The sequence below is a fragment of the Candidatus Tisiphia endosymbiont of Ceraclea dissimilis genome (assembly GCF_964030735.1).
Lineage (GTDB): Bacteria > Pseudomonadota > Alphaproteobacteria > Rickettsiales > Rickettsiaceae > Tisiphia.
Window position 1 is genome coordinate 1459051 of the sequence record NZ_OZ034917.1, and the last position, 25221, is coordinate 1484271.

Here is a 25221-nt window from a genome sequence, read left to right on the forward strand (position 1 = left end):
ATAAGTAAAATATGTTACAAGAATATTTATGCAGATATTTTAGCTGGTGGATTCCCCTGTCAAGCTTTTAGTTATGCCGGTAAAAGGCTTGGTTTTGAAGATATACGCGGTTCTCTGTTCTTTGAATATGCAAGAGCAATAGAACAAATAAAACCTAAAATTATACTAGCTGAAAATGTTAAAGGACTGGAAAAGCATGACGAAGGTAGAACATTATCAACTATGATTCATGTTCTAAGTCAATTAGGGTATCGTATCGCTTATAAAGTTCTAAGAGCACAATATTTAGATGTAGCTCAAAAAAGAGAACGATTAGTAATTATAGGGGTAAGGAACGACTTATCATGTTCTATTATATTTCCTAAAGAACAAGATTATACTATTAGTATAGCTGAAGTGCTAAAGGATGTTCCAATATCTGATGGTCAAACTTATACTGCTCAGAAAAAGAAAATAATGGAATTAATACCAGAAGGTGGATACTGGCGAAATTTGCCTGATGTTTTACAAAGAGATTATATGGGTGCTAGCTATCATCTAAGTGGTGGTAAGACTGGAATGGCAAGAAGACTTTCTTGGAATGAGCCGTCCCTAACTTTGACTTGTAATCCTGCACAAAAACAAACAGAACGATGCCATCCGTCGCAGACGCGTCCTTTAACAATACGCGAATACGCTAGAATACAGAGTTTTCCAGATTCTTGGAAATTTGTTGGTTCAAGATCATCGCAATACAAGCAGATTGGTAATGCTGTGCCTGTTAATCTTGCATATCATATTGGTAGATGCCTTGTGGCAATGCTAGAAAATTATTTTGATCCTCTTAGCATGACTATTTTGCCTGAAACGCAGATTTAAAGAATTTTTTTATAAACTCATCGTTTTGCCCTGTATTAATTTTGAATTCTGGCTGTAAGTTTGATATGATGGTTGGGGTTATCTCAAATAATTGTTCAAGAGCATCATCTACACCAGTTGCAAGTGCATATAGTCAATTGATGAGAAGTTGGTGACGTCGTCACTCGTCGCTCGCCTATTACTTATAGGCGTCGCTCCATCGCTCCTAGCACCAAATTCCCCTGAATTGACTATAAAAACTATCACCATCTATTTGTCGTGTCAAACGGTTTCTTGGGCATATAACACCAGTGGAAGCGTTAGAAGGAACAAACTCAATATTATACCGCTTTGGTTTTTTAGGAATTATCTCAATGTAATATGCTGTATATCCTTTATACATATGACCTTTTTGCATTACTAAATTTTCTAATTTATAATACATAGAAGCTTTGTCTGAACCCTTAAGAGTATTATGTTTATTTTTTACTTCTCCAATGATTTTTTTATCGTGATTGACAATATCTACCATTTGACCAGAACTTAAACTTTCCCATCCATCAAATGCCCCTAATATTTGTTGGTGAAAATCACCTAGGTGATTTGATAAAGTTTTTTGTGATTGACGGGATTTCTCACTCTTCAGCCACTCACTAGAATTAATTTTAAAACTAGCCATTTCAAAGATAATAGAAAACGGATCCACAACATTACGATCAAATTTTTTCTCTGCTTTGATCATTGCTGCCCTGCCTTTATCTAAGACAAATTTAACAACCTTTTCAAGTGTAACATCATCTATAAAGCTTAAATAAGACATTATTCGTAAAATGATTAAATTTGATTAAATGTAACTGGTAATTATACTTAACTTAAATGCTTAATGCAATTACCTTTTAATTGAATAATGGAGACAATAAATAAGGCGTACAAAATTTTTCTTACACATGAATGTCTCATAAGTTATAAATTATTTGACTAGATAATTGTTTGTTGCTATAAGCTATCTTAGAGTGATGGGGCGTAGCCAAGTGGTAAGGCAACGGTTTTTGGTATCGTCATCGGTGGTTCGAATCCATCCGCCCCAGCCATTCGGCGCAATTTGCTACTTTTTGCAATTCTGTGAATGGAAAATCCAGAACGTAATGCAGTTTACAGCCCTCGAGTGTTAGGTTCGAAAACATAAAATTTAATAATTCCCTTTTTTCAACAATTGTCGAACCTTTAAAAGTTTCATAGGCGTTTGTGCTGATACATATAAGGTCTGCAAGCTTTTTAGAAAGCTTATCATCTACTTTGTCATAACTCTTAATTAATTCAATTAATTCATATTGTCTTTCCTTTAATTGAGTTTTCTTATGCAAAAATTCTTCTCTAGTTAAGGTGCCATCTGCTAAGAAATCCATCAATCTATTTAGTTTATTTTGAATAACGGTATGCTCTTGTTTTAATTCGCCAACTTCACGGTTAAATTCATAAGCCTTGCCTTGATTGACATTTATTAAATAATCCATTGTTTGTTTTAATATCTCAGTATCTTTTATTTGTAAGGTTTTTAATACTTCCTCAATTTGCCTTAATATTTCATCTTCCCTGATCCAAATAGCTTTTTTAGGCTCTTCTGGACTCCAAGCTCTTAAGATTTCATTTCTGATTAATTTTTTATTGCAAAAGATACCGTAATGTTCTAACGTTTGTCATTCCAACTGTTATTCTAACCAGCTTCCTAATAAAGTCAATCTTTAGTTGCCGATTCTTTTTCTTCATCTATTCTAAGTCGAATTTCGATAAATCTTTGGCAAAACCTTATAAAATTTCTTGCTAGTAATACCAACTCTCTAGCTTGGTAGGTCGAGGTTACGAAGCCACTATATCTCTTTAGAACAACAGAAAAAATTATAATTGGAAATATATAAGACTCGATTGATTTATATAGGGTTGTAACTTAAATGTAACAAAATACTTATTATTTTAAGAAGCAAATAATAAATTATTTGCTAGTATTTTAATTTTTAGTTTAATATACTTTATAATTAAAATAATGTGATGGGTATTAAAATGGAAGATATTAATGATTGGGAAACAAAATACGAAGATTGCAAATATTCTGAGAGGTTACTAAGTAAACTAATGCAGATAAACCAGGAAGTAACTATACCAGTAGATATTGATATGGTTAAAAAAGGTATATATTACGCCAAAAAGTATCATGGTTCGCAGATGCGACAATCTGGTGACCCATATTATTCTCACCCGATAGAGGTGGCGTATATGGTTGCACAGCACACAGCATTAAAGGTACCAAAATACTTCAGGACTGATATGATCATTACTAGCTTACTGCATGATACTATTGAGGATACAACTCTTACCGAAGATATGATTGCTGTGATCTTTAGCAAGCAAATTGCTAATCAAGTGGTAGATTTGACCCGGGTAAAATCTTATGGGAAGATTAGTGCGGCAGAAACAATGAGTATATTATATTCTCAAAATAAGAAAGATATTTTAATAATAAAACTCTTTGATCGAATTCATAATATGCAAACTATTGGTGCAAAATCTCCTGAGAAGATTAAGAAGATAATAAAAGAGACTTTAATTACATTTTTGTCAATAACCACAACTATTAGTGAGTTAGAATTAGAAAATGAATTAGCTCAATTATGTTTAAATGCTTTGGAGAACAACAATAGCTATAGATTTTCTTTTAATTATAACTTCCAATTGCCATCTCTAACTTTTTAAAATGAGAGATAGCAAATGTATAACCCGTAAGGATTGGAATAATCATGAATAATAACCCCCAATGACTAAAATAATCTACCAAATAAATAATACCAAAAGAAGCTGCAGCAAACATTAAAGAACGTGATAAAGCAAATATAAAACTAGTATATGTAAAACGCTTAAATACTGGGAAATGCATACAAAATACAGCAAAACCTGGAAAGCCTGTAGGAGCAACTACTGTAAAAAATATTTGAATAAAAAATAACTCTATTGGACTTGATATATTCTGTAATAAAATAGGGCATATAACAGAAAAAATAGAAAATATTATTAATTGTACTTTAAGAATCTTCAAAGGATGTATTCTGTAAACAAGAAAAATGACTATTATACAGCCTAATATATCCGTTAAAGTCACGATGAAATTCTGATGGATAATTTGTTCTGCACTATATTGAAAAGTATTTTTTAGAATATTACCACAATAAATATACCCTATATAAAACCATATAGGACCAGTACATTCTATTAAAAAATAAGCTATTGTAGTTTTTCGGTTAACTTTTTCTTGCCAAGCCGGATTAGATTCTAGCTCTTCTGTATCTATATTAGCTTTCTCAACTATGTTTTTTATTCGTTTTTTAGCATTGACAAATTCAGGAGTTTCTTTAAGAGCTGTTCTTGCTACTGCACCAATTAACGCAATTCCGGCACCAAACCAAAATGCCATACGCCAATTAAATCCAAAAGAAGTAACTAGTGAAGCTATACCTAAGGCTGCTGTTGCTCCTAAAGCTGAACAAGTTACAATGATTGCAACAGTAGCATATCGTGTCGATGTCGATTGTTTGACCATTTCTGTTAAATAAAGTTGAGCTCCGATAACTTCTCCCATAGAAGACATACCTTAAAGAATACGACAAATAGTGATAAGCCATGCAGCACTAACACCAATTTTTTCGTATGTTGGTAGATTAGCCATTACTAAACAGGATAATGACATCATAAAAGTGGTGATGATAACAGTTGCTTTACGTCCAATATTATCACCTATCCAACCAAATATAACAGCTCCAAAAGGTCTCAGTAAGTAAGTGGAACAAAATGCAGCTCCTGAGAGAATAGTTGCAGTATGAGGATCAGTTTTTGGAAAAAACAATTCATTCAACAATACTGCCATATGGACATATAGCATCAGATCAAAATACTCAAGGAATGTGCCAATTGACAACAGTCCAACAGCTTCTTTTTGTTCTTTAGTAAGGGTAGTTTGCCGATCAGGGATAATTCTGGCATTTTCTTGAACAACTTTACTCATAGTTGACCTGGTTTTGTTGTTGACTTCTGATAGCTCATATTTTTTCAATATTTTGTGTTAATATATTTAGTATATAATATTTTATCGCTGCACTAAGTGATATAAGAAAAATAATTATATATTTAAGTTGAAATAACAAATTTCTAGTTGTAACAATATCACGATCTTAATATGGCATTAAAGTTTTATAGCAACTTGAGAAAACAAAATACGGGGTTGTAACTTAAATGTAACAAAATACTTATTATTTTAAGAAGCAAATAATAAATTATTTGCTAGTATTTTAATTTTTAGTTTAGTATACTTTATAATTAAAATAATATGGTGGATATTAAAATGGAAAATATTAATGATTGGGAAGCAAAGTATGTAAATTGTAAATATGCTGAATGTAGAGAATATAATACCAACGAACTAGAAATTTTGTAATTGCAAATTTAAACATATACTAATCATTGCGTAACTTCTCCAACATTGCAAAATGACGCAGACCAAATCCATATGCCACAAGGAAAGGTACAAATAATATTATTATGCCCCAATTACCAAAAGAATCTATTAAATAGATTAGCCCAAAAGACGTAACAATATACATTGTTGCCCGTATCACAGCAAATGAGATACTAACACATCTAAAACGTTTAAATACAGGAAATTGCTTATAAAATATTGGTACTGCTGGGAATGTTCCTGTTTTAAGTAGCAATATAAAAAACTGCAATAATAATAAATAAAAAGGCGATGGGATACTAGTCAATATATATGGCACAAATATAATAATACTAGCACAAATTATTAATTTCGTTTTTAAAATTTTTAGAGGGCATATTTTATAACTCAAACAAGCATATAGAATACCGGTAAGTAACTCTTCTATTGCAACGAACAAGTTATGTCCAATAATTTGTTCAGCACTATAATTGAAGGTGTTTTTAAGTATAGTGCCACAATATACATATAGCAAATAAAACCAAATTGGTCCAGTCGATTCAATTGCTAAATAAGCTAATATAGTTTTTATGTTAACTTTTTCATTTAGCATTTCTTGATTAGTAATATCCTTTTTCTCTAAACCGAAAGTTTTAAGTTTATTTAGCAGCCTTCTGGTTGCATCAGCAAATTCTGGTGTTTCTCTCAGTCGCGTTCTTGCTATAGCTCCCACTAGAGCAATCACTGTACCAAATAAAAAAGCATATCGCCAATTAAAGCCACGTGAAGTAACCAACGTTGCAATACCTAAAGCGAATACTGCCCCTAAATCAGCAAATATAGAAGTAATAGCAACAACAGGATATTGCAGTGGGGGCTTGGTTGTTTCCGTTAAATATAATTGAGCTCCTATTACTTCTCCTAAAGATGACATACCTTGAACTATCCGACAAATAGTGATTAATACCGAAGCGGTAATCCCAATTTGGGCATAAGTCGGCAAAATAAACATCATCAAACAAGAACATGCCATCATGAAAGTTGTGACAACTAGTGTAGTTTTACGACCTACTTTATCGCCTATCCAACCAAATAGCAAAGCCCCAATTGGTCGAAAAACAAAAGTAGCACAGAAAGCAAAAGCCGACAGCAGAGTAGCAGTGTGCGGATCAGTCTTTGGAAAAAACAATTCATTCAACAATACTGCCATATGGACATATAGCATTAAGTCAAAATATTCAAGCAATGTTCCTATTGACAGCAACCCAACAGCTTCTTTTTGTTCTCTGGTAAGGCTATTCTGGCGATCAGGGATAATCCTGGTATTTTCTTGAACAACTTTACTCATAGTTGACCTGGTTTTGTTGTTGACTTCTGATGGCTCATATTTTTTCAATATTTTGTGTTAATATATTTAGTATATAGTATTTTATCGCTGCACTAAGTGATATAAGAAAAATAATTTTTATTCTGGCGTCATTGCGAGACCACATAGTGGTCGTGGCAATCCACACTTATTGGATTGCTTCGTCGGCTTACGCCTTCTCGCAATGACGTTTTTACCCTTTCATTCCCGCGTAGGCGGGAATCTAAGACCCCTACCTACGCAGGGGTGACAATTCTTCTACGCAGGTATGACATTTTACACTAATGATGATGAGGGTAATGAGAACTCTCTCCACCCATGGCAACATTTCCTTCATCAAACGACGTATCATGCAACCCGCTGTCAGCAGAGGTATCATGGGCAGAAGTCGATGCCCCATGTTCATCATAAGTTGCTGCAGTGTTTTCTTCAGTGAAACAGCTCTGTATTAACTTGCCTCCCGGTAGTTTGATAGCGTGATTAAATTTATCCATCTGCTCGAGAACTACTGCCATATCTACTCCTTTAGTAGGAATCTCCTTATGAGTCTTTTCTACTAATTTGATAAGATTCTTAATTTCAGGTTCCATATATTTAGGGATTACTGGTTTATTTTCAGTTTTAATGCCCTTAAGTTCCTTAGGAGTAAACTTCAATGCTACACCATAAAATAGAGCAGCTATGTCAGCATCTTCCTTTACCCCTAATCCCTGTCCAAAACATTTAAACAACCAAAAAGGAGCTTCTTTACCACCTAAAACTAAAGCTTGCCAAAAATCTTTAGCAGCAAGTCTCCAACAGGCATCTATCTTTTCCTGAGATTCACACCTATCTTCCATATCCATGGCTAACCCATAATAACGTTCTCCTGAAAATTGATATTCTTTTGCAGTAGTTGTGACTTCATTTTTTGATTTTGCCATAATCTTATCCTCCTATTTTATTTATAAAATGCCAAAACCGTTTCTAGACGTAACATTGTTAGTTTTTCTAGAATTATGGTTTTTAGTAACTATTGCTGTTTTACTCTTACTTGACAGATTCTTTGTTAATTCCAATGTTTTAGATTTAAGCTCTTTTGCTTTGGAAGTATCTTGGGTATTTTTCTCAGTAAAACAGCTCTGTATTAACTTGCCAGATGGAAGTTTGATAGCATTGTTAAATTTATCCATCTGATCAAGGAGTTTCTCCATAGTTATACCCTCAGCAGGAATTTTAGCATCAGTATCTTTTACTAGTTTTACCAACGTATCAATCCTAGGCTGCATAGATTTAGAAATTATTGGTTTGTTTTCAGTTTTAATATTATCAGCACAATATTCCGGGGTAAGTTGCAATGCTGTACCATACATTAGAGCAGCTATGTCAACATCTTTTTTTACACCTACCCCTTGTCCAAAACATTTAAACAAAGAAAGAGGGGCTTTTTTACTACCTAAAGTTAAAGCTTGCCAAAATCCTTTAGCAGCCACTCTCCAACTAGCATTTATTTTTTCTGGCAGTTCATTCCTATCTTCCATGTCAACAGCTAATCCATAATAATACTCCCCTGAACGTTGATATTCTTCTGCTGTAACTAATACTTCATTTTTTGATTTTGTCATAATTTACCACCTACCAGCTCTGCCTTTTTTGGGATCCGGAGCTTTAGCATTAGGAGTTTCATTAGGTGTTATTGTTCCATTTTTCTCTCCAATAGCAGTTTTTCCTACTGCTATTGGCTGTTTTTGCCCATAGCCTAATTTCTCTTTTATTTGCTCAACCTGTTCCGTTACTTTATTTATACGTTCTTTCTCATTAGAGTTGGGAGCTACTTGCTCTGTATCAGAATTTTGTTGTAGTAACATAGCAGGTGATGTTAATGGTGCTGAACTCCTAGACCCTGGCGATGGTGAAAGAGATATTTCTGTAGATATTTCTGTAGATATTTCTTTAACTAACTTTTTGGGAGTAATATCATGTTTTTCTGGAGTAACACCACATATCTTATTAATATCTGCAGCAATATTTTGAAAAAATGCTTCATCATTCTTACGCCCTGCCTTCTTAGCAAGTTCTGCCCCTCGACGAGTCTTTTCAACATCTTTCTCCATCTCCTTATAATGTTCTGCACATTCTGCTTTCTTGACTTCAGCTAAACCATGGTGATGCTCATGATATTTCCTTGTATTAGCCAAAGAAACTCTTTCTGGATGATTTGCTGGTAGATGGGCAACTTTTTCTTCAAGTTTTTTGATGTTCTGTATTTCAGCAGAATGGAGTTTTGTCTCCTCTTCGGCTGTTTTGTCGGTTTGTTTAATATGTTGCCAACGTCTTTTTTCTTCTTCTATTTGTGCCGGGGTTTTGGTTAATTTTTTCTTAGTCTCTGCATCAATTTCCCTACCTTCTTCGATAGCTTTTATTGCATTATCTAAATGTTTACTCTCTTCTTGTTGTTCCTTGAGATAATCCTTATGAAAAGAATCAAAAGCTTTATATACCCCTGCTACTTCTGCACGTCTTTCTATTTCCTCACGTAATTTTTCTGCTGCTGCCGCCGCTTCCTCTTCTATTCTTTTGACTTCAGCAGCTCTGTTTTCTTCATTAATCAAAGCAACAATTGCTGATTTAACCCGTTGTTCTTCTTCTTTAAGAGTCAATTCTAATTGTTCAAACATTTCCTTAATATTGGCAAATTCTGCAACTTCCGGATGAGCATCAAGAACATTGGCAAGCACAGACTTTAATGATTCGAAAGTAACTGGGTTCAAGTCCTTTACACGACCTTTGATATCATTAACAACATTCATTATTTGAGCAAAGTCTGCACTATCTTTCTTCTTCCCTTTATCGTCCTCAAAATTATCAGCCATATATCGTGTTTTCACCGTGTTTAAACCTTGTTAGCAATAGTTACATTTTTAATTAAATATAACCTGCATTAAATAGTCAACTAATTTTTTATTAAAATATAGTTATTTTTTCTTAATAAAGACAATGTTCAATAATTCACTGGCATTAGATATGGTTTTGATGGTTAGTACCCCTTAATTTCGTGTGGTATTTTAGCAATATTTTTTTTATTTCTTTCGGAGATGATTAGTGTGGTAATATTTTCTCTATAGCTAAATTATTGATATATCAAAGTTTTACAGCTAATCAGCAACCCAATAGTCATTTACAATGAATTCAATTTAAATTAACATATAATTTTTTGATACTCGATAATCAAGTTTTTTTGCAGATTTGAATAAAATATAGGATCATGGTTTTCATCCCTGCTTAACTTAGTTTCATACCTGCTTTGGTGCGGGGTCTAGCCTACGCGGGAATGACAGGGTAAAAACGTCATTGCGAGGAGCTACTTTAGTAGCGACGAAGCAATCCATGAGAATTAGTATAGATACATCAAGACTATATGGATTGCTTCGTAGGCTTACGCCTCCTCGCAATGACGTTTTTATGCTGTTTAATACTTATAGAATAAAAATTGTATTGCTATGGGGCTAGATTCCCGCCTACGCGGGAATGACAAATTTTGCGTTTAAAGATAGCTCTGTAAAAAACTTGATTATCGAGTTAAAGGCGATTTAATTGCCAATGCTTGGCAACTAGATTGGACTGTCGGCATCCATAAAAATTTTGTTCATTTAGACCGACGTATTTATTATAATCAATTAAAACAGATAATATTTTTATATTATAAGTTAGAACAACAGAAAAAATTATAATTGGAAATATATAAGACTTGATTGATTTATATAGGGTTGTAACTTAAATATAACAAAATACTTATTATTTTAAGAAGCATATAATAAATTATTTGCTAGTATTTTAATTTTTAGTTTAATATACTTTATAATTAGAATAATGTAATAGGAGTTATATGGAAGATATTAATGATTGGCAAGAAAAATATGAATCTTGTAAATATGCTGATAGGTTACTAAGTAAATTATCTGAGCTAAATCAGCAAGTAACTATACCTGTAAATATTAATGAGATTACAAAAGGTATATATTACGCCAAAAAGTATCATGGTAGCCAAATGCGACAATCCGGTGATCTATATTACTCCCATCCGATAGAGGTAGCGTATATGGTTGCCGAATATACCGCACTAAATATGCCAAAATATTACAGAACTGATATGATCATTACCAGTTTACTACATGATACTATTGAAGATACAGCTTTTACCGAAGAGATGATTGGTAGAGTTTTTGGTGAGCAAGTTGCTAGTCAAGTGGTAGATTTGACTCGGGTGAAATCTTATGGAAAAATCAGTGCGGCAGAGACAATGAGTATATTATATTCTCAAAATAAGAAAGATATTTTAGTAATAAAACTATTTGATCGAATTCATAATATGCAAACTATTGGTGCAAAATCTCCTGATAAGATTAAGAAGATAGTTGGTGAAACAGCACAGAGTTTTCTAGCGGTATGCACTTATTTTGGCTATATAAATTTGGAGAATTATTTGTATAAATTATGCCATAACTCTGTATCTAGAGAACATAATACCAATGAACTAGAAGTTTTGTAATTGCAAATTTAAACATATACTAAGCATCGCGTAACTTCTCCAACATTGCAAAATGACGCAGACCAAATCCATATGCCACAAGGAAAGGTACAAATAATATTACTATGCCCCAATTACCAAAATACTCTATTAAGTAAACTAATCCAAAAGAGACAACAATATACATTGTTGCCTTTAGCACAGCAAATGAGATACTGACACATCTAAAACGTTTAAATACAGGAAACTGCTTATAAAATATTGGAGCTGCTGGAAATGATCCTGTCTGAAATAACAATATAAAAAACTGCAATAATAATAAATAGAAAGGAAACTGATTAGTTAATAAATATGGCAAAAATATAATAATACTAGCAAAAATTACTAATTTTATTTTTAAAATTTTTAGTGGATATATTTTATAACTCAAATAAGTATATAGAATACTAATAAGTAGCTCTGCTATTTTAACAAGCAAGTTATGATTAATAATTTGTTCAGTACTGTAATTGAAGGTGTTTTTCAGTATAGTAGCACAATGTATATATACAAGATAAAAAATAATTGGTCTAGTTGACTCAATTGATAAATAAGCTAATATAGTTTTTATATTAACTTTTTCATTTAGCATTTCTTGATTAGTAATATCTTTTTTCTCAAAACCGAAAGTTTTAAGTTTATTTAGCAGCCTTCTGGTTGCATCAGCAAATTCTGGAGCTTCTCTAAGCCGTATTCTTGCAATAGCTCCCACCAAGGCAATCATTGTACCAAATAAAAAAGCATATCGCCAATTAAAACCATATGCAGTAACCATCGCCGCAATACCTAAAGCGAATACTGCTCCTAGATCAGCAAATATTGAAATGGCACCAACAACAGGATATTGCACTGGTGGTTTGGTCATTTCCATTAAGTATAATTCTGCCCCTATGGCTTCTCCTAAGGATGACATACCTTGCACTATTCGACAAATAGTGATTAATATCGAAGCGGTAATCCCAATTTGGGCATAAGTCGGCAAAATAAACATCATCGAACAAGAACATGCCATCATGAAAGTTGTGACAACTAGTGTAGTTTTACGACCTACTTTATCGCCTATCCAACCAAATAGCAAAGCCCCAATTGGTCGAAAAACAAAAGTAGCACAGAAAGCAAAAGCCGACAGCAGAGTAGCAGTGTGCGGATCACTCTGTGGAAAAAATAACTCATTCAACAATACTGCCATATGAATGTAGAGCATCAAGTCAAAATATTCAAGTAACGTTCCTATTGACAGCAACCCAACAGCTTCTTTTTGTTCTCTGGTAAGGCTAGTCTGCTGATTAGGAATAATCCTGGTATTTTCTTGAACAATTTCACTCATAATTAACTCAAATAATTGTTTTTTCGGAATAAGTAGCCGAGTTTCTAAAAGCAATAGGTAAATCACCACACTCTTTTGCCAATTTCTCATCAATTGACTATAGCTCAGAATTTTCTGGAAGTAATTTTACTACCACGTGATTTCGCTAATTTAATTATTTTCTTTCTTTGCATCTTGGCTACTATTGACGATAGTTGATTGTTGTTGTCTCGTCAATTTATTCTTTTCTTCTATGTAATTAAGAAAAAAATGAGTAAATATTAAAAACCCAATTATCATCGGAATAAAAACAAATATAATAGCATTGCGTTTTCTAATAGATTCTTCACGATCTAAACGATCCTCTTGCTCCTCGTATGTTTCCCCTAATTCATTACGCCATGTATCTTCTTGATCTGAATTATCTTGATCTGAGTTGTTTTCTAGCATTTTATACCTTTTATTAAATATTATTTACAATAACTTAGAGATTAAACTATAAAAAAATTATACACAAGTATAAATTAAATAAAATTAATATTTAATCTTTACTTATATTAATTTAAATTGAATTTATTGTAAATATTATTGAATTTTTAGTTAGTTATCTTCGGCAATTTCCTAGTTTAATTCATTAAATTCTACTTTAGCAAATAATTTTGTTTGAAGTGTCAATAATTCTGAATGATTATTTGAACTTTCTTCTGCCAATTTATTAGCTTTAGTTAAAAGGTCTAAGTCTCTAGCTAGATCAGCAAAAAAGAATCTTATCTCACCACTTTGCTTTGTTCCTAATATTTCTCCGCTACCTCTTAACAGTAAATCCTGCTCAGCTATATAAAAGCCATCATTACTATTTCTCATCACTTCAAATCTAGATTTTGCAAGTATAGTTAATTTTTGAGGATCATATAGAAGAATACAATGAGATTGTAACATTCCACGTCCAACTCTACCTCTTATCTGATGTAATTGAGCTAAACCAAACTGCTCGGCATTCTCTATGACGATTAAGGTGGCATCTGGGACATCAATACCCACTTCAATTACAGTTGTTGCAATAAGAATTTTAATATTACCATTCTTAAATTGTTGCATAATCGCATCTTTTTGTTCATTTTTCATTTTGCCGTGTATAGTAGTTGTAATGTTAGGGTAGGCGGTTTCAATGGTAATGAATCTGGTATTAACGTCAGTCAGCCCAGTAGACCTCTTGCCTAACTCTACTTCTGATGGTAATTTGGACAATGATGCGGTACTCGAATCCTCGCGTACATTAGAGTACGCTGCGGTTCTGCGTTCCGCGTCTCCTTCAAATTCCTCAGCATAAGCGAGTTTTGCAAGAGGTCTAGTGTTTTTTTCCTGGGTTACTAACTCTTCATCAGTTTGCTCGATAAGGGGGCATATCCAGTAAATTTTTTCTCCAGATGTTAGTTTTTTATCCAAAACGGAAATTACATTATTTAGTTTTGTTTTGGGTAAGATGCTAGTAGTAATTGGTAGTCGATTTTTTGGCTTACTGGTTAATTTAGAAATATCCATATCTCCAAACATAGTCAAAGTAAGGCTTCTAGGAATAGGGGTGGCTGTCATTACTAAAACATCGGGATATGAAGCTTTATTAATTAAATCAAGCCGTTGTTGTACACCAAATTTATGTTGCTCATCAATGACAATATAACCTAGATTTTTAAAAATTACTTTTTCTTGAAATAATGCATGAGTGCCAATTAATATATCAATATCTCCGTTTTCTAGCTCTGATAATAGCTTATTGCGTTCTTTGCTAGATATTTTTCCAGTAAGTAAACCAATCTTTATTCCGCTTTCACTTAAGGCTTTAACAAAGAATTGGTAATGTTGATTTGCTAATAAATCAGTAGGAGCCATTAGTGCAGCTTGAAATTTATGATATACTACATTGACTATTGTTAATAAAGCTACCAGGGTCTTGCCAGACCCTACATCACCTTGCAGTAAACGCATCATTTCTGTAGGAGATAATTGATCTTTTTCAATTTCTTCAATGACTTTTTTTTGGTCATATGTTAGTTCAAATCCTAATATTTTAAGTATTGATTGTTGTAGCTGAACGGATTTAGTAAATGAATTACCTTGTTTTAATTTTGTTTGTTGACGGAGATGTTGTAATGATAGCTGGTTAGCAAATAGTTCTCTTGCTGCTAATCGTCTTAAGGATTGAGTTTGTAATTTAGTATCATGAACTTGGTATAAATGCATGATTTTTAAATCATTTAATAAAGATTCAATATAATCCTTTATTTCTTGAAAATTTTTAGGGATACTGTTACACTCTTTTTCAAGCAAATCAATAGCCTTTATTATATAGGAATAAAGTTGCTTATTAATTATTCCATAAGTTAAAGGATAAATTGATTGTATAGAGTTGGTAAGTTTTTTATCAAAAATAAATATTGGGTGAGATATTTGAGCTAAGCTAGAGAATATTTGTACCTTGCCTTCAATTATTTGCTTACTACCTATCGTAAGTTTATTTAGCAGAAAATAAGGTGGTCTATTAAAAAATATCAGTAGAATAGAACCGGTCTCATTAGATACTAAGATTTTTAAAGGCTGCTTTCTGCTTTTAGGAACAAGAATTTCTTCAATTGTTACTTCCGCTTGAATTAACTGTCCATTTTTCAGTAAAGATAAATTGGGCGAAATTGTTTTAACTTGATAAGAAGTAGGGCGGTAAAATAGCAAATCTCTTAAATTGATGATCCCCAATCTTTTAAGTCCATCAATTATATTATCACTAACGTTAATATGTGATTTAATTGGTAGGAAAAAAAACTTACTGATAGTTAACATGTTTTATTACTATATAGTTTTGTCTTTTTAATGTCATACCTGGGAAAGCAGGTATCCAGATTCCCGCTTCGGTGCGGAATCTTAGTGCATAAAAATATCGATATCGTTCCAGCCTATCAGATCCAAATTAGCTCTAATAGGTAAGAATTTAAAAATTTGTTTTGCAAGGTCTAGCCTATTTTCGGCTAATAATCTATCTTGTAAGATAGAACGTAGCTGATGTAAATAAAGGACATCTTTGGCAGCATATTCTTTTTGTTCTTCCGTAAGCTCATTTCTTCCCCAATAGGAAGATTGTTGTTGTTTAGAAATTTGCACTGAAAGCAATTCGCGACATAAATCTTTTAAGCCATGGGAATCAGTGTAGGTTCTAACCAATTTAGAAGATATTTTGGTACAGAAGATATTCTCTAAATCAATTTCAAGATATTTCTTTATTGCGGCTAAATCAAATCGAGCATAGTGAAATATTTTACACCGATTTTTATCAAGTAATAATTTTTTTAAATTAGGTGCTGCATAGTTCTTGTCAATAAAGTTTACTAGATAAGCATCACCATCACCATTACTCATTTGCAAAAGACATAATCTATCCCTATGCACTTTTAATCCCATCGTTTCTGTATCGATTGCTAAGTCTCCAGCAATATTAAAATTTTCTGGAATATCATTGTAAAAAACTATAGTGCTAATAATAACCTCCTAATCTTTTATATTGCTTACCACATATTTTACGGTAAATACCTGTTCTGTTGGAGAAGCCACTCCTAGAACTCTTCTAGCTTCTTGGTCAAGCATATCCTTGTCTAGAGATTCTGGTCTAAGTAGTTTTACTTTATGTTCAAGTTCAACACGTTCTGCCCTTAAAGTTTCTAGCTCACTATAGGCTTTTTCCAGTCGTTGATTTAATGTAAAATAAGCAATAATTCCCCTATTACCATAAATAGAATGGAAAATAAAATAAGCTAATAGTAAAGAAAGCAAAACATTAAATATTATAATTTTGGATCTTTTAACTAAATCAATAAGATATTGATAATTCATAATATTTTAATAATAAAAATAATATTGGGGCGGTGAGAATTATGCTGTCGAATCGGTCTAAAACGCCTCCATGACCTGGTATTATAGTGCCACTATCTTTAATAGCAAATTTGCGTTTGAAATATGAAATAAATAAATCGCTCATTTGTGCTATTAGTGCTAAACAAAAAGCTGCTATAATTAAGTGCCGTTTGTTTAACAAATAGTAAGTTGGCAAATCAAACCCTGGCAGCAAACTCAATAAAAATGCCGCAACCCCGCTAGCTAATACTCCTGTGATTAATCCACTCCAAGTTTTGTTAGGACTAATCTTGGGAGCAAGCTTAATACCGCCTATATTTTTCCCGCCAATCATAGCAAATATATCAACTGACCATATTATAGTAAAATAGAGTAATAATAGCCACCGATTTTTATCTTCAGTAGCAATTATTACTAAAGATATAATAGGAATGGGAATAATAATCAACCCAAATAATCCATAAAGAAAGGACGATTTGGCTATTGATGGTTTGGTCATCTGATACCATTCATATAACATACCTACGGCAATTAATAACATCAATATATAAAATAACGACTTGATAGATATTATCGATATAATAAATACCGGTCCTATTACTAAGGCTGATAATACTCTCATGAATATATTAGACTTTTTCTTACCTGCCACCAAAAGTCCTCTTCCTTTTTGAGTAATCATCTAACGCTTCTAATAAATCTTGTTTGTCAAAGTCAGGCCAGTATTTAGGTGAAAAATATAGTTCAGCATATGCGATTTGCCATAATAATAAATTGCTGATTCTATATACCCCACCAGTGCGAATTAATAAATCTACATCTGGCATTTCTGGATCATACAGATAATTAATAAACTCATGTTCACCAATATTTGTTTTACCAGAATCGATAATTTTCTGACAGGCATCAACAATTTCTGCTCGCCCGCCATAGCTAAAAGCAAGACAAAGAGTTATTTTATTATTACGTTTTGTTAATTCCATAGCATCATGAATTTGTTTTTGTAACACAGAATCCAACAAATCCAATTTACCGATAATTTTTATTTTAACCCCATTCTTGTGCAGTGCCTCAGTCTCATTTTTTAGATAATAACGTAATAATTTCAATAAAAATGTGACCTCAGTCTTTGATCTACGCCAATTCTCTAATGAAAAAGTATAAAGTGTAACGTAAGGTATATTAAGTTCTATAAAATTTGCTAATAATTTTTTTACTTTATCAGCACCTACTCTATGTCCTTCAAATTTAGGTAGGTCTTTCCCTAATGTCCACCTAGCATTACCATCCATGATGATAGCTAAATGATTTACTTTGTTGATTGTACTCATATTTACTTTTGTATTATATAGCTAATCTTGGTAAGTTTTTAAATGTTATCCCTATTTTGGTGCAGGAATCTCTATATCTCGCAATTGTCGAAAGTTAGAAGAAGATGTGGGTTTTAGATATCTTTTCTGTCATTGCGAGACCACGCAAGTAGGTCGTGGCAATCCATCTTTGGTTACTTTTATGGATTGCTTCGTCGACCTGCGGTCTTCCTCGCAATGACGTTAGCCATATACGACTTTTAAACTACCAGATCTAAAACCACTGCTTCTTCTAACTTTCAATAGTTATGCTCTAGACCCCTACCTTCGCAGGGGTGACAGCTGCCCTTGTTTCATTCCCGCTTCGGTGCGGAATCTATAGATATCGCACCGAAACAGGGACGACACTATAGTCAATTGATGGCTAAAACTTTCTCGGGTTAGCTATAGGTAGTGAAATTTCAACCAATAACCCGCCTAAAGCTTTACTATCCTGTAATGATATTGTCCCACTATGATCAATAATTATTTCTTTAGTAATAGCAAGACCAAGTCCAACATTCCCTGAATTATTAAGTGAACGGGACTTATCTGAACGGTAAAATGCTTTAAATACTAATAATTTCTCTTCGTCCTTTATGCCAATTCCATTATCTTCAATTTTTATTATTACATTAGTAGAGGTAGAGCATATAGTAATTTTTATTTTTGTAGAATATTTTATCGCATTATTTATTACATTAGATATTGCACGTTCAAAGTTGCTAGGCTTAATTTGTGTGTATACTGGTTGCCCTATCGTAATTAACTCAATATTGGCAGACCATTTATTTGTAACATTTAACATCCAAGAAGATAATTCGATTATTTGAGCTTCTTCTCCATTTTCTCCTCTAGCAAAATCAAGATATGATTTTATCATTTGCTCCATAGCAACTATATCTTCCCTAAGACCTTCTGTTTCCTCAGATTTGTTCATTAGCTCTAATTGTAACTTCATTCTAGTTAACGGAGTACATAAATCATGTGAAATCATAGCAAGCATTCTAGTTCTTTTGCTAATTTGCTTTTCAATGCGTTCTTTCATTTTAAGAAAAGCAATACCAGCCTTTCTTATCTCTTTTGCCCCAGAAGGTTTAAATGTTTGTAATTTGGTGATTCCTTGCCCAAATTGATCAGCCGCATCTGCCAGAATTAAAATGGATTTAATTTGGTTTTTAGAGAAGATTAAGGAAACAGAAAGTAGTAAAATGGTTAAGAAAATTAACCACAAGACAAAAATATAGGCAGTTGGATTCATCAACAATTTTGCTGGGAAAGTTATTTGTATTAAACCATCGGTTAATTGAAGTAGTACTTCAATTCTTCCTGAATCATTAAGCTTTACTATATTATTTTTATTAATTTTTACGTTAATAATATTTTTAAAAATCTCTAATTCTTCACTAATTCTAGGTTGCGTGGATGGCAAGGTTAATTTTGGATAAAACTGATATGACAAATTTAAATAATTTGTCGCTATGGTATTTTTTTCTAATAAATTATTATCGTCTTTTTCAAGCAAGGAAATAATCTCATTAGCAATAATATTACTAGTATAGTAAGAAACATTATACCAGTGACGATCATAGAACAAAAACACTGCTAGAATTTGTCCTATTAATGTCGGAACAATGATAATGAGTACAAATCTAGCCAGTAATGTTTGTGGAATAATTTTATGTATAGATAGCATATCCGCTATTCCGAATGGTTTTTAAATATTTTGGTTCTTTAGGATCATCTTCTATCTTACTCCTTATTCTGACAATTTGTACGTCGATAGAACGAGGGCTGAGTCCTCCCATTATTTTTGATAACTCATCACGTTTCATTTCTTGTCCGATGTGGGTTAATAGTACTTCTAGTAGTTTTGTCTCTGTAGAGCTTAATGGTACCAGTTGATTATTTTTTATAAATTCCTTTGATTCGAAATTATAATAATTATTGCCTAACCGTTTGATTTTATCTTGTTTTTTATAATTATTATAGCTATTTAATAGATTGTTGATTCTTAATAATAATTCTTTCGGTTCAAAAGGTTTAGTTAAATAATCTGATGCCCCGGCTTCTAAGCCCTTGATACGATCATTTGGTTCTGACAATGCAGTTAGCATAACAATTGGTACAAGGTCTTTGGTAGCTCTTATAGTTTTAGCAAAATCAAGTCCTGTAACATTTGGTAACATGACGTCCAAAATAATTAAGTCATAAATAGAAGATTTTAATAATTCCTCAGCTCCTTCGACAGAATGTGTTGTTGATACTAAAAAGCCGTTTTTATACAAAAACTGTTTTAAAAGTTTCTGTATTCTAGTATCATCATCAACTACAAGAATGTGGGGTTTTGAGCTTTGCATAAATAAATTTTAGGTAATAAAAATTACTATAGTTTAATAGTAGAATATTAACAATGACAATAATACAAGAAAATATACTAACTGAAAAGCCGTTTAAAAATCTTAATCAATTATCAGGTTATATTTGGATTAATGGTAGATTTATTGCTTGGCAGGAAGCCAAGATACATGCTCTTACTCATAGTTTGCATTATTCTGGTGGAGTTTTTGAAGGAGAAAAAGCCTATAATGGTAAAATTTTTAAATTAGAAGAACATACACAACGTTTGATAGAGTCAGCAAAAAGTCTAAGCATAGAGGTGCCATGTAGTTTTGAAAATATTATAGAAGCTCACCAGCTACTTATAACAAAAAATAATATTAAAGATGCGTATATTCGCCCATTAATTTGGTTTGGTAGTGAATCTCTTAATCTGACTAATGTAAACTTATCGGTTAATCTATTAATCGCTGCTGTTCCATCAACTCTTAGACCTTCTGGGGCCTTAAGTCTGCATATTGCTCGTTGGCGAAAATGTCATCCAAACTCATTGCCCCCACAATGTAAATCATCAGGACATTATAATATGATGATAGTATGCCAGAAAGAAGCTAAGTCTCTGGGGTACGATGATGCAATTTTATTAGATTGGCGGGGATATGTTGCTGAATGTAGTACGGCAAATATCTTCTTTGTTAAAGATGATCAATTATTCACTCCGATAGCTGATAGTTTTTTAAATGGTATAACGCGTCAAACAATTATAAAACTTGCTAATGATTTAAATATCAAGGTTATAGAAGAGTATATAACTCCAGATAGGGTAGGGGAGTTTAATGAATGTTTTATGACTGGTACAGCTGTAGAAGTTAAGGGGATTAAATCGATTAACCTTGGTGAGCGAAATGTCATCTTTGAAGATAGTAAAATTACTAATTTGCTAAAAAAAGAATATAATGACTTAGTGTACAAATAAATAGTGATATACTGAGGTTATGTAAAGTACTTTCGTCTATTAGCGAAGAGTAGCTTGGCAATACCGTCATTGCGAGCGAACGTATGTGAGTAAAGCAATCCACAAAAATGATTAAAGATTAAATGGATTGCTTCGTCGCTACTAAAGTAGCTCCTCGCAATGACTAATTATAAACGTAGCCGTCATTGCGAGACCACATAGTGGTCGAAGCAATCCATTTTGGTCACTTTTTTGGATTGCCACGTTACTGCAAAGCGGCTCCTCGCAATAACGGAATGTTGTAAGGTAGCTCCTCGCTAATAGACGATTAGGGGGCGAATAAAAATAATATGAATTTAACAGGTGTTTATGGAAAATAATATATTCAAAGGAGTCATTACAGCTATGATAACTCCTTTTAAGGAAAATAAATTAGATTTTGCTTCTGTGGAAAAGATAGTGAATTATCAAATTGCTAATAAAGTTGATGGGATAGTGGTTGCTGGTTCTACTGGTGAGGGACCTAGTTTAGCTTTGCAGGAATATCAGTCTTTATTACAAGCGGTTATCGAAATTACTAACAAACGTATACCAGTAATAGCTGGTTGTTCAGCCATGACTACTAGCACCGCCGTAGATATGGTACAAATATGTACAAAAATTGCCGTTGATGGATTTATGTGTAGTATTCCTTCTTATGTAAAGCCAACTCAAGAGGGAATATATTGGCATTTTGAGACTATCCATAATGCCAGTAATTTACCAATAATGCTATATTCAGTACCTAGTAGAACTTTGGCAGACTTTTCAGATGATACGATAATTAAGCTCAGTAAACTACCGCGTATTGTAGCCCTTAAAGATGCTGGTAACGATTTAGAACGCCCATTACGAATTAGGTCTATGGTTAAAGATTTTAGCTTATTATGTGGTAATGATGAATTAGCTTTATCTTACAATGCTCATTCGGGGGTAGGGTGTGTTTCTGTTGCATCTAATATCACGCCTAGTTTGTGCAAGAAATTACAGGATAATTGTCGTGATGGTAATTATCAGGAAGCTCTGCAAATTCAGCAACAATTATTACCTATATATAAAGCATTATTTGCAGAATCCAATCCGATACCGGTAAAATATGCTGCGGCAAGATTGGGGTTATGTGCCAATGAATTAAGGCTTCCTTTAACTTCAGCTAGTGTAGCCACCGAGGAAAAAATAAATAAAGCTATGGAATATGTCGGAATATAAAAAAGTAATAGCACAAAATAAGAAGGCATATTTCAATTACTTTATTGAAGAAAAAATTGAAGCTGGCATAATATTGACTGGCAGTGAAGTTAAATCATTGCGTCAAGGAAAAGCCAGTATAGAAGATAGTCATGCAGAAAATTCAGCAAATGAAGTGTTTTTGTATAATTGTCATATTGCGGAATATGAAAAAGCTAATAGGTTTAATCACTCGACTAGAAGGGCACGTAAGTTGCTCCTTAATTCGAGTGAGATAAAAAAAATAATTGGTAAGATTCGTTTAAAGGGTTATACTCTCGTAGCTCTTACTTTATATTTTAATAAGAAAAATAAAGTAAAAGTTGAGTTAGGAATCGCAAAAGGTAAAAAATTACATGATAAAAGACAGACAATTAAAGAACAAGATTGGAAAAGGGATCAAGGGCGAATTATGCGGGTGAAGTGCTAACCATCATAAATGGATTAGATTGCTTCGTCTAAGAAAAAATTAACGAATGGTAAATTAATGACAATAACTGCTGAATACCTAATTGAAAGAAAGCAAAATAAGACGAAATTAATGCTTTGGAAGCTAGCAACAATTTTTATGTTTATAGTTTTAATTGTGGTGATGATTAAGCAATTTGATTTGACAAAATCTGAATATATAACTACTAATAGTAAATATATAGCTGCTATTTCAATAGAAGATATTATTTTTGAAGATACAAAACGTGATACAAGATTGGAAAAAATCATTGATGATGATCAGATTAGTGCTTTAGTGGTTAATGTCAATTCTCCTGGTGGAACTGTTGTTGGTTCAGAGAAAATTTATAATATACTCAGGAAAATATCTGCAGAAAAGCCGGTAGTGGTTGTTATGGGTACATTGGCAGCCAGCGGCGGATATTTGATATCCTTAGGAGGTGATTACATAATTAGTCATAATGGGACAATTACCGGCTCAATTGGTGTAATTCTTCAAACTCTAGAAGTCACAGATTTAGCAAAAACTTTAGGTATTACCTTTAATAATTTTAAATCAGGAGAATTAAAGGCAGTTCCTAATCCTACTGAAAAAGTCACAGAAGCTGTTCGTCAGGCAATAATGTCGAATGTACTAGATACTTATGATTATTTCATTGAACTAGTGGCTTTAAGAAGGAATATACCAATTGATCAAGTTAGAGAACTAGCTGATGGGCGGATATATTCTGGTCGCCAAGCTTTAAAGCTAAAGCTTGTTGATGCTGTGGGGTCACAGGATGATGCGATTAAATGGTTACAGGAAGTTAAAAAAATCGATAAGGATTTGAAAGTAAAAGAATTTAAAATAAAACCTAAACCAAAATTCCTTGAGATTATAATGGAAGATTTTGATAGTATTTTACCAAGTTTTTTCAAAAATAAATTTCAAGGATTGGGGGCAATCTTTTGATTTATGGCAAAAAAATCTGACTTAGTAAATAAAATATCGGAGGAACTTAATTATCTTGCTAAGGAGGATATAAAAGATTCGGTAGATTTGGTTTTGGATTATTTACAATCTAGCTTAGCTGAGCAAAACCGTATTGAAATTAGAGGTTTTGGCAGTTTTTCAGTTAGGCAGCGGAAATTTTCAAATAGTGAGCAATCATATAAAACCGTCTATTATCGTATGCCTAAAAATTATGGTAACATATAGGGTCTTAAATTTACTCTTCATCCCCATCTTTTATTAAAATCAATTTATTGCAAGATTTTTAGTGGAGAAGATGATAAAATAGCATTAGTTATCAATATAGAATTAAGAGGTTGTATTATATGTTTTTATCAAAATTTCTTGACCCTAAAAATGATTTTTGTTTTCGCCAAATTTTTGGCACTGAAAAGAACAAGGATATACTTGTTCATTTTTTAAATGATATTCTCAAATGTAAAGGAAATGAAAAAATAATTGAGGTGACGTTTTTACCAACTATCCAAGACCCTGATATTGCTATTTACAGAAAGTCTATAGTTGATGTGTTATGTAAAGATCAACATGGTAATCAATTCATCGTAGAGATGCAGATAAGTAAGCATCCAGGATTTGAGAAAAGAGCCCAGTATTATGCAGCTAAAGCATATTCTAGGCAAATACTCAAAGAAGATGAAAACCATAAAAAGTTGGCAGTATACGCTAAATTAAAAGGAGTTATATTTTTAGCAATAGCAGATTTTGTGATGTTTGACGATAAAAAACATTGGAAGTCAGAGCATCGTCTTTTAGATACAGAAAGCTACGCCAATGATTTAAAAGATTTTTACTTTGTTTTTTTAGAACTCAAGAAATTTAATAAAATTATCTCTAATCTAGAGACTACAGAGGAAAAGTGGATGTATTTTTTCAAACATGCAGGAGATAGTACATTAACATTAGCCGAAATAGAGCAGTTAATAGGTAAGGATAAAATTATTAGAAGAGCCTTTGAGGCAGTAGATCAAGCAAGCTGGTCAGAAGCGGAGCTTAACACCTATGAGGAAAGAACAAAAGCCTATTTTGATAATTTAGCGGTAGAACAGCAACAAATTGAAGATGCTGAAGCTAAAGGAAAAGCTATAGGCGAAGCTAGAGGGGAAGCTAGAGGAAAAGCTGAAGGTATTAAAGAAAGTACTATAGCAATGGCAAAAAAAATGCTGAAAGAAAGCTATCCCATAGAAGTTATAAGTAAATTAACCGAACTAACCATTGAAGAAATAGAGAAGTTATAGCTAACCCGTTAATGTTTTCGATAGTTTCTTTGTCTCTATTAGTTAGGAATCTTCCTGTGATAACTATAGTCAATTCAGGAGAATTTGGAGCTAGGAGCGATGAGTGATATGTCCCCAACTTCTCCTCTCGTTCTATTTGCAAGACATCCTATCGTCTTTATTGTTTATTTTTTATAATT

The 25221-nt window shown here is 32.7% G+C and carries 27 protein-coding genes and 1 tRNA gene; 10 read left to right on the plus strand and 18 right to left on the minus strand.

Annotation, left to right across the window (positions count from 1 at the left end; translation table 11 throughout):
* The first annotated feature begins 36 nt into the window (after nt 1-36).
* Nucleotides 37-858 carry a DNA cytosine methyltransferase gene (locus ACQH1V_RS06895; protein WP_425360903.1) on the plus strand — a complete coding sequence of 274 codons (822 nt, stop codon included), beginning with the start codon at nt 37-39 and terminating at the stop codon, nt 856-858.
* Between the two features lie 108 nt (nt 859-966).
* Here the strand turns inward: ACQH1V_RS06895 and ACQH1V_RS06900 are convergent, their stop codons facing one another.
* Together ACQH1V_RS06900 and ACQH1V_RS06905 are read right to left on the minus strand one after the other, a co-directional pair.
* On the minus strand, nt 967-1107 hold the full coding sequence (locus ACQH1V_RS06900) for a palindromic element RPE2 domain-containing protein (RefSeq protein ID WP_341748902.1): 141 nt from the start codon (nt 1105-1107) through the stop codon (nt 967-969).
* On the minus strand, nt 1064-1657 hold the full coding sequence (locus ACQH1V_RS06905; protein WP_425360261.1) for an Eco47II family restriction endonuclease: 594 nt from the start codon (nt 1655-1657) through the stop codon (nt 1064-1066). The genes ACQH1V_RS06900 and ACQH1V_RS06905 overlap by 44 nt, the downstream gene beginning before the upstream one ends.
* A gap of 197 nt (nt 1658-1854) precedes the next feature.
* On the opposite strand from ACQH1V_RS06905, the gene ACQH1V_RS06910 reads away from it, so the two are divergent.
* Nucleotides 1855-1928: transfer RNA gene (locus ACQH1V_RS06910), tRNA-Gln, on the plus strand.
* On the opposite strand, the gene ACQH1V_RS06915 is transcribed toward ACQH1V_RS06910, so the two are convergent.
* Nucleotides 1896-2351 carry a hypothetical protein gene (locus tag ACQH1V_RS06915; protein WP_425360262.1) on the minus strand — a complete coding sequence of 152 codons (456 nt, stop codon included), beginning with the start codon at nt 2349-2351 and terminating at the stop codon, nt 1896-1898. The two genes, ACQH1V_RS06910 and ACQH1V_RS06915, sit on opposite strands and share 33 nt — an antisense overlap.
* A 544-nt stretch (nt 2352-2895) precedes the next feature.
* Here ACQH1V_RS06915 and ACQH1V_RS06920 point away from each other — a divergent pair.
* The gene (locus tag ACQH1V_RS06920; RefSeq protein WP_425360263.1) at nt 2896-3585 is read left to right on the plus strand and encodes an HD domain-containing protein; all 690 of its coding nucleotides are present in this window, start codon (nt 2896-2898) and stop codon (nt 3583-3585) included.
* On the opposite strand, the gene ACQH1V_RS06925 is transcribed toward ACQH1V_RS06920, so the two are convergent.
* From ACQH1V_RS06925 to ACQH1V_RS06950, 6 genes are all read right to left on the minus strand, one after another.
* Nucleotides 3548-4465 carry an MFS transporter gene (locus ACQH1V_RS06925; protein ID WP_425360264.1) on the minus strand — a complete coding sequence of 306 codons (918 nt, stop codon included), beginning with the start codon at nt 4463-4465 and terminating at the stop codon, nt 3548-3550. The two genes, ACQH1V_RS06920 and ACQH1V_RS06925, sit on opposite strands and share 38 nt — an antisense overlap.
* Nucleotides 4466-4477: 12 nt before the next feature.
* Nucleotides 4478-4888: an MFS transporter gene (locus ACQH1V_RS06930; protein WP_425360265.1), complete on the minus strand. Its 411-nt coding sequence runs from the start codon at nt 4886-4888 to the stop codon at nt 4478-4480.
* A gap of 448 nt (nt 4889-5336) precedes the next feature.
* Nucleotides 5337-6665 carry an MFS transporter gene (locus tag ACQH1V_RS06935; protein WP_425360266.1) on the minus strand — a complete coding sequence of 443 codons (1329 nt, stop codon included), beginning with the start codon at nt 6663-6665 and terminating at the stop codon, nt 5337-5339.
* Between the two features lie 299 nt (nt 6666-6964).
* Nucleotides 6965-7606, minus strand: a complete 642-nt coding sequence (locus ACQH1V_RS06940) for a hypothetical protein (RefSeq protein ID WP_425360267.1) — start codon at nt 7604-7606, stop codon at nt 6965-6967.
* 21 nt (nt 7607-7627) lie between these two features.
* Nucleotides 7628-8287 (minus strand): hypothetical protein, encoded by a 660-nt coding sequence (locus ACQH1V_RS06945; RefSeq protein WP_425360268.1) that lies wholly within the window; start codon nt 8285-8287, stop codon nt 7628-7630.
* 3 nt (nt 8288-8290) lie between these two features.
* The gene (locus ACQH1V_RS06950) at nt 8291-9550 is read right to left on the minus strand and encodes a hypothetical protein (RefSeq protein ID WP_425360269.1); all 1260 of its coding nucleotides are present in this window, start codon (nt 9548-9550) and stop codon (nt 8291-8293) included.
* Between the two features lie 998 nt (nt 9551-10548).
* On the opposite strand from ACQH1V_RS06950, the gene ACQH1V_RS06955 reads away from it, so the two are divergent.
* Nucleotides 10549-11211 (plus strand): HD domain-containing protein, encoded by a 663-nt coding sequence (locus tag ACQH1V_RS06955; RefSeq protein WP_425360270.1) that lies wholly within the window; start codon nt 10549-10551, stop codon nt 11209-11211.
* 19 nt (nt 11212-11230) lie between these two features.
* On the opposite strand, the gene ACQH1V_RS06960 is transcribed toward ACQH1V_RS06955, so the two are convergent.
* The 9 genes from ACQH1V_RS06960 to ACQH1V_RS07000 form a co-directional block, all read right to left on the minus strand.
* Nucleotides 11231-12556, minus strand: coding sequence for an MFS transporter (locus ACQH1V_RS06960; protein WP_425360271.1), 1326 nt, complete (start codon nt 12554-12556; stop codon nt 11231-11233).
* 150 nt (nt 12557-12706) lie between these two features.
* Complete coding sequence (locus tag ACQH1V_RS06965; RefSeq protein ID WP_425360272.1) at nt 12707-12985, minus strand: RC1041 family protein; 279 nt, start codon at nt 12983-12985, stop codon at nt 12707-12709.
* Between the two features lie 171 nt (nt 12986-13156).
* A complete protein-coding gene (locus ACQH1V_RS06970; RefSeq protein ID WP_425360273.1) occupies nt 13157-15370 on the minus strand; it encodes an ATP-dependent DNA helicase RecG in 2214 nt (737 codons plus the stop codon).
* An 81-nt stretch (nt 15371-15451) separates the two neighbouring features.
* Nucleotides 15452-16063 carry a ribonuclease D gene (locus ACQH1V_RS06975; protein WP_341759876.1) on the minus strand — a complete coding sequence of 204 codons (612 nt, stop codon included), beginning with the start codon at nt 16061-16063 and terminating at the stop codon, nt 15452-15454.
* A gap of 9 nt (nt 16064-16072) precedes the next feature.
* Nucleotides 16073-16414 carry an FtsB family cell division protein gene (locus ACQH1V_RS06980; RefSeq protein ID WP_094649264.1) on the minus strand — a complete coding sequence of 114 codons (342 nt, stop codon included), beginning with the start codon at nt 16412-16414 and terminating at the stop codon, nt 16073-16075.
* A complete protein-coding gene (locus tag ACQH1V_RS06985; RefSeq protein WP_425360274.1) occupies nt 16392-17117 on the minus strand; it encodes a phosphatidate cytidylyltransferase in 726 nt (241 codons plus the stop codon). Before ACQH1V_RS06985 ends, ACQH1V_RS06980 begins: the two co-directional genes overlap by 23 nt.
* On the minus strand, nt 17077-17766 hold the full coding sequence (gene uppS / locus ACQH1V_RS06990; RefSeq protein ID WP_425360275.1) for a polyprenyl diphosphate synthase: 690 nt from the start codon (nt 17764-17766) through the stop codon (nt 17077-17079). Before uppS ends, ACQH1V_RS06985 begins: the two co-directional genes overlap by 41 nt.
* A gap of 403 nt (nt 17767-18169) precedes the next feature.
* Nucleotides 18170-19480, minus strand: coding sequence for a sensor histidine kinase (locus ACQH1V_RS06995; protein WP_094649532.1), 1311 nt, complete (start codon nt 19478-19480; stop codon nt 18170-18172).
* Complete coding sequence (locus ACQH1V_RS07000) at nt 19464-20144, minus strand: response regulator transcription factor (protein ID WP_094649533.1); 681 nt, start codon at nt 20142-20144, stop codon at nt 19464-19466. The genes ACQH1V_RS06995 and ACQH1V_RS07000 overlap by 17 nt, the downstream gene beginning before the upstream one ends.
* A 53-nt stretch (nt 20145-20197) precedes the next feature.
* Between ACQH1V_RS07000 and ACQH1V_RS07005 the strand changes: the two genes are divergently transcribed.
* The 6 genes from ACQH1V_RS07005 to ACQH1V_RS07030 all read left to right on the plus strand — a co-directional run bounded on the left by ACQH1V_RS07005 (nt 20198) and on the right by ACQH1V_RS07030 (nt 25042).
* A complete protein-coding gene (locus tag ACQH1V_RS07005; protein ID WP_425360276.1) occupies nt 20198-21100 on the plus strand; it encodes a branched-chain amino acid transaminase in 903 nt (300 codons plus the stop codon).
* A gap of 348 nt (nt 21101-21448) precedes the next feature.
* Nucleotides 21449-22327: a 4-hydroxy-tetrahydrodipicolinate synthase gene (gene dapA / locus ACQH1V_RS07010; protein ID WP_094649535.1), complete on the plus strand. Its 879-nt coding sequence runs from the start codon at nt 21449-21451 to the stop codon at nt 22325-22327.
* Entirely contained in the window at nt 22314-22775 is a 462-nt protein-coding gene (gene smpB / locus ACQH1V_RS07015; RefSeq protein WP_425360277.1) for an SsrA-binding protein SmpB, read from the plus strand. The genes dapA and smpB overlap by 14 nt, the downstream gene beginning before the upstream one ends.
* A gap of 57 nt (nt 22776-22832) precedes the next feature.
* Nucleotides 22833-23747 carry a signal peptide peptidase SppA gene (sppA, locus tag ACQH1V_RS07020; RefSeq protein ID WP_375333903.1) on the plus strand — a complete coding sequence of 305 codons (915 nt, stop codon included), beginning with the start codon at nt 22833-22835 and terminating at the stop codon, nt 23745-23747.
* A gap of 3 nt (nt 23748-23750) precedes the next feature.
* A complete protein-coding gene (locus ACQH1V_RS07025; RefSeq protein WP_094649538.1) occupies nt 23751-23993 on the plus strand; it encodes an HU family DNA-binding protein in 243 nt (80 codons plus the stop codon).
* A 119-nt stretch (nt 23994-24112) separates the two neighbouring features.
* Complete coding sequence (locus tag ACQH1V_RS07030) at nt 24113-25042, plus strand: Rpn family recombination-promoting nuclease/putative transposase (RefSeq protein WP_425360278.1); 930 nt, start codon at nt 24113-24115, stop codon at nt 25040-25042.
* The last annotated feature ends 179 nt before the right edge of the window (nt 25043-25221 follow it).

Excerpts from the sequence above, each read along its gene's own strand:
- ACQH1V_RS06900 (WP_341748902.1), bottom strand. The coding sequence starts at position 1,107 with ATGGTGATAGTTTTTATAGTCAATTCAGGGGAATTTGGTGCTAGGAGC.
- ACQH1V_RS06905 (WP_425360261.1), bottom strand. The coding sequence starts at position 1,657 with ATGTCTTATTTAAGCTTTATAGATGATGTTACACTTGAAAAGGTTGTT.
- ACQH1V_RS06915 (WP_425360262.1), bottom strand. The coding sequence starts at position 2,351 with ATGGATTATTTAATAAATGTCAATCAAGGCAAGGCTTATGAATTTAAC.
- ACQH1V_RS06920 (WP_425360263.1), top strand. The coding sequence starts at position 2,896 with ATGGAAGATATTAATGATTGGGAAACAAAATACGAAGATTGCAAATAT.
- ACQH1V_RS06925 (WP_425360264.1), bottom strand. The coding sequence starts at position 4,465 with ATGGGAGAAGTTATCGGAGCTCAACTTTATTTAACAGAAATGGTCAAA.
- ACQH1V_RS06930 (WP_425360265.1), bottom strand. The coding sequence starts at position 4,888 with ATGAGTAAAGTTGTTCAAGAAAATGCCAGAATTATCCCTGATCGGCAA.
- ACQH1V_RS06935 (WP_425360266.1), bottom strand. The coding sequence starts at position 6,665 with ATGAGTAAAGTTGTTCAAGAAAATACCAGGATTATCCCTGATCGCCAG.
- ACQH1V_RS06940 (WP_425360267.1), bottom strand. The coding sequence starts at position 7,606 with ATGGCAAAATCAAAAAATGAAGTCACAACTACTGCAAAAGAATATCAA.
- ACQH1V_RS06945 (WP_425360268.1), bottom strand. The coding sequence starts at position 8,287 with ATGACAAAATCAAAAAATGAAGTATTAGTTACAGCAGAAGAATATCAA.
- ACQH1V_RS06955 (WP_425360270.1), top strand. The coding sequence starts at position 10,549 with ATGGAAGATATTAATGATTGGCAAGAAAAATATGAATCTTGTAAATAT.
- ACQH1V_RS06960 (WP_425360271.1), bottom strand. The coding sequence starts at position 12,556 with ATGAGTGAAATTGTTCAAGAAAATACCAGGATTATTCCTAATCAGCAG.
- ACQH1V_RS06965 (WP_425360272.1), bottom strand. The coding sequence starts at position 12,985 with ATGCTAGAAAACAACTCAGATCAAGATAATTCAGATCAAGAAGATACA.
- ACQH1V_RS06970 (WP_425360273.1), bottom strand. The coding sequence starts at position 15,370 with ATGTTAACTATCAGTAAGTTTTTTTTCCTACCAATTAAATCACATATT.
- ACQH1V_RS06980 (WP_094649264.1), bottom strand. The coding sequence starts at position 16,414 with ATGAATTATCAATATCTTATTGATTTAGTTAAAAGATCCAAAATTATA.
- ACQH1V_RS06985 (WP_425360274.1), bottom strand. The coding sequence starts at position 17,117 with ATGATTACTCAAAAAGGAAGAGGACTTTTGGTGGCAGGTAAGAAAAAG.
- uppS (WP_425360275.1), bottom strand. The coding sequence starts at position 17,766 with ATGAGTACAATCAACAAAGTAAATCATTTAGCTATCATCATGGATGGT.
- ACQH1V_RS06995 (WP_094649532.1), bottom strand. The coding sequence starts at position 19,480 with ATGCTATCTATACATAAAATTATTCCACAAACATTACTGGCTAGATTT.
- ACQH1V_RS07000 (WP_094649533.1), bottom strand. The coding sequence starts at position 20,144 with ATGCAAAGCTCAAAACCCCACATTCTTGTAGTTGATGATGATACTAGA.
- ACQH1V_RS07005 (WP_425360276.1), top strand. The coding sequence starts at position 20,198 with ATGACAATAATACAAGAAAATATACTAACTGAAAAGCCGTTTAAAAAT.
- dapA (WP_094649535.1), top strand. The coding sequence starts at position 21,449 with ATGGAAAATAATATATTCAAAGGAGTCATTACAGCTATGATAACTCCT.
- smpB (WP_425360277.1), top strand. The coding sequence starts at position 22,314 with ATGTCGGAATATAAAAAAGTAATAGCACAAAATAAGAAGGCATATTTC.
- sppA (WP_375333903.1), top strand. The coding sequence starts at position 22,833 with ATGACAATAACTGCTGAATACCTAATTGAAAGAAAGCAAAATAAGACG.
- ACQH1V_RS07025 (WP_094649538.1), top strand. The coding sequence starts at position 23,751 with ATGGCAAAAAAATCTGACTTAGTAAATAAAATATCGGAGGAACTTAAT.
- ACQH1V_RS07030 (WP_425360278.1), top strand. The coding sequence starts at position 24,113 with ATGTTTTTATCAAAATTTCTTGACCCTAAAAATGATTTTTGTTTTCGC.